This window comes from Ramlibacter lithotrophicus, assembly GCF_012184415.1.
GTDB lineage: Bacteria > Pseudomonadota > Gammaproteobacteria > Burkholderiales > Burkholderiaceae_C > Ramlibacter > Ramlibacter lithotrophicus.
Genome location: NZ_VTOX01000018.1, coordinates 1 through 3,074 on the forward strand (window position 1 = coordinate 1; position 3,074 = coordinate 3,074).

A 3,074-nucleotide genomic window follows, 5' to 3' on the forward strand; every position below is an offset into this window, starting at 1 on the left:
GTAAGCAGCCAGGGAACACATGTTGAACGTAGCCCATTCAGCGTCAGTCTTGTGCTGCGTGAGTTGCGCATTGGTGCTGTGGCATTGGCAGCCGCTCGCGTGGGCGTGGCGAAGGCTTGCGAGAACTCGCACGGCTCACTACCATGGGTCCGTGTGCCGCCTCGTAGCCGCCCTGTTGGTAGCCCTGATCGCCTCGTGCGCTGGCGGAGGTGAGTCACCGCGTGAATCGGTCCCGGTAGTGCCCGTGCAAGGAGCCTCCTGGTACGCAGAGTGGCCCCTACGGACTTACGTGATCCGTTCACAAGAAGAGTGGCAAGCGGCGTGGGCCGAGGTGAAGAGCGTTGGCAATCCGCCGCCTCATCTTCCTGTCGTGGACTTTACGAAGAGCGCCGTGGTTGGAGCATCAATCGGGTGGGCGGGCAACTGTAAGCGCTTGAGTATTCGCCAAATCCAGCGTAGGGGAACCGACTACCACGTCGAGTACGGGTTCGGCGAGCCGCCTCCGCGGAACGCGGGATGCACCGCGTTAGTCGTTCCGGCGTATGCGTTCGCTCTAGTCCCCGCTCCGGTCGATCATGTGACGTTTGAGCGGCGGGACCTGTAGCCGTAACCAACTCCCCCGGTGCCCGGCACTCGAGTCAGCTGGCCCGACGCTGCCAAACGTGCGGCATCAACTCGTCGACCGCGCTGGCGCGCTGGGTCGGCAGTCGCTCGAGAACGTCCTTCAGGTAGGCATATGGGTCATGCCCATTTAGCTTTGCTGACTGGATCAGGCTCGTGATCGCGGCGGCGCGCTGGCCAGCGGCGAGGGTGCCGGCGAATAGCCAGTTCTTGCGTCCTGTCGCCCAGGGCCGGATCTGTCGCTCGTCGTGGTTGTTGTCGATCGGCAGCCTGGGGTCGTGAAGGTAGCGCGTGAGCGCTGACCATCGGTTCAGGCTGTAGTCGATGGCTCGCGCCGTCGCTGAGCCATTGGGCACCTTGGCGCGGTGCGCGATCAGCCACTCGTGCAAGGTCTTGGCCAGCGGAGCCGATCGACTTCGCCGTTGCTGCAGGACTTCTTCCAGGTCCTTGCCGTGCAGCTCGCGCTCGACCTCATAGAGCTTCGCGATCAGGTCGACGGCCGCTTCGGCGACGCTGCTCTTGTTGCTCTCATACAGTTGGATGAACTTCCGGCGTGCGTGCGCCATGCAGCCAGCCTCGGTCACCCCGAGCTCGAACAAGGCGCAATACCCGGAGTAGTCGTCGCAAACCAAGCTGCCTGTCCACGGTCTTCGCTGCGGCTGATCTGGCCCAGAGTGGCCGAGGAACACACGGGCATTCTCGCCGGCCCGCGTTCGGGTGAAGTCGTAGACCACCGCCTTGAGCTGCTCGCTTTGGGCAGCGGCGTACGCCCAAAGGTAGGCACGGTGCGTCTTGCCGCTGCCCGGATCGAGCATCGCCACCGGCGTCTCGTCGGCGTGCAGCACCTGGCAACGCAGCAGGTGTTCCTTCAGGGCGTCCACGACCGGCTGCAGGCGCACGCCGCACTGGCCGATCCACGCTCCCAGTGTCGATCGCGGGATCGCCAGGCCGGCGCGCGCGAATATCGCCTCCTGGCGGTACAGCGGAAGGTGATCCGCATGCTTTGCCACGAGCACGTGTGCCAGCAGGCCCGCCGTGGGGATGCCCTTGTCGATCACGGCCGCAGGAACGGGCGCTTGCACGAGCGTGCGGCAATCCCCGCAAGCCCACTTGCCGCGGATGTGGCGCTCCACGGTAAACACGCCCGGCGTGTAATCGAGCTTCTCGCTCACCTCCTCGCCGATGCGCTTCATCTGGCAGCCGCAGCTGCAGTTGGTGTTATTGGGCTCGTGATGGCGGTCTACCCTTGGCAACTCGGGCGGCAGTGGGGCGCGCTTGGGCTTCTTCTTCTCGCCGTCGTCTGCGTCGGCGGGCTTCCTGGTCAGCTGCTCGAGTTGCTCTTCCAGCGCGGCGATGTCGGCGGCCACGGCCTCATCGAACAAGGCGCGCTGCTCGGCGTTGAGCCGTTCGCTCTTGACGCCGAACTGGACGCGTTTGAGCTGCGCGAGCTCGAAGGTGAGCTTGTCGATCTTGGCATCACGCCATTGGATCTCACGCGAGGCGCGCTGGCTTTGCTCGGTCAACTGGCGTGCCAGATCGCGCAGTTGCTCGACGCTCAGCTGGTCAAGGTATTCGCGGTCAATGGTCGTCACGTCGATCATTGGCGTGCAGTATCACCCGCGGCCACCAGGCGATGCATCCGCAGATGCACGGATTGCGCTTCAGGTCACAAGACGCGGATCACGCCGGCCTCGCCGATGCGCTGCCAGGGCAGGCCGAGCACCAGCGCGTCGAGCTGCTCGCGTGTGAGCGTCAGGCGCCCGCCGTCTTCCTTGGGCCAGGCGAAGCGGCCCTGATGCAGCCGGCGCGCGGCCAGCCAGATCCCGACGCCGTCGTGCACGAGCACCTTCATGCGCGTGGCGCGCTGGTTGGCAAAGCAGTAGGCATGGTGCGGACGCGCGGCGCCGAATACCTGCACCACCCGGGCCAGCGCCGTCTCAGTGCCTGCGCGCATGTCCAGAGGTGTCGTGCTCAGCCAGATCGCCTCGACTCGAATCAACGCAGCCACTCCGCCAGCCAAGCCGCGCACTGCGATGCGGCGGCAGCTGGCCAGACGATCTTCACTGTCGTTCCGGCGCGCTGCAGCTCGATCTGGATGTCCGGCCGCTCCGCCGGCGCGGGCAATGCCAACGGCACGAACCCGGCATCGACGCCAGGTGTCACTGCCGCTTCGACCCCCTGCAAGCTCGGCGTCGTGTTGCGCTCGACCTCAACCACCCATTTACGCACCATGGTGGCATTCAGTCCGTGCGCCAGGGCGACGGCGGCCATGGACACGCCAGGCTTCCTGCACTCCTGGATGACCGCAGCCTTGAATTCGGCGCTGTGCCGCCGGCGGCGGCGCCGCCCCATCAAATCGACCCCGTAAGTGTTCATGTGTCCGCGTAAGTTAAGCGGACTCGAGGCTCCTACGCAGCGGCCGCGCGGTCAACATGTGTTCCCTGGTCGCTTAC

The 3,074-nt window shown here is 65.5% G+C and carries 3 protein-coding genes; all 3 read right to left on the bottom strand.

The window, feature by feature from the left end; all coding sequences use genetic code 11:
* Positions 1–638 precede the first annotated feature (638 nt).
* The 3 genes from tnpC to RAMLITH_RS25405 all read right to left on the bottom strand — a co-directional run bounded on the left by tnpC (position 639) and on the right by RAMLITH_RS25405 (position 2,997).
* Positions 639–2,222, bottom strand: coding sequence for an IS66 family transposase (gene tnpC / locus RAMLITH_RS25395; RefSeq protein WP_168110267.1), 1,584 nt, complete (start codon positions 2,220–2,222; stop codon positions 639–641).
* Between the two features lie 65 nt (positions 2,223–2,287).
* Entirely contained in the window at positions 2,288–2,650 is a 363-nt protein-coding gene (tnpB, locus tag RAMLITH_RS25400; RefSeq protein ID WP_337786210.1) for an IS66 family insertion sequence element accessory protein TnpB, read from the bottom strand.
* The gene (locus RAMLITH_RS25405) at positions 2,617–2,997 is read right to left on the bottom strand and encodes a transposase (RefSeq protein ID WP_168110269.1); all 381 of its coding nucleotides are present in this window, start codon (positions 2,995–2,997) and stop codon (positions 2,617–2,619) included. The genes tnpB and RAMLITH_RS25405 overlap by 34 nt, the downstream gene beginning before the upstream one ends.
* Positions 2,998–3,074 lie beyond the last annotated feature (77 nt).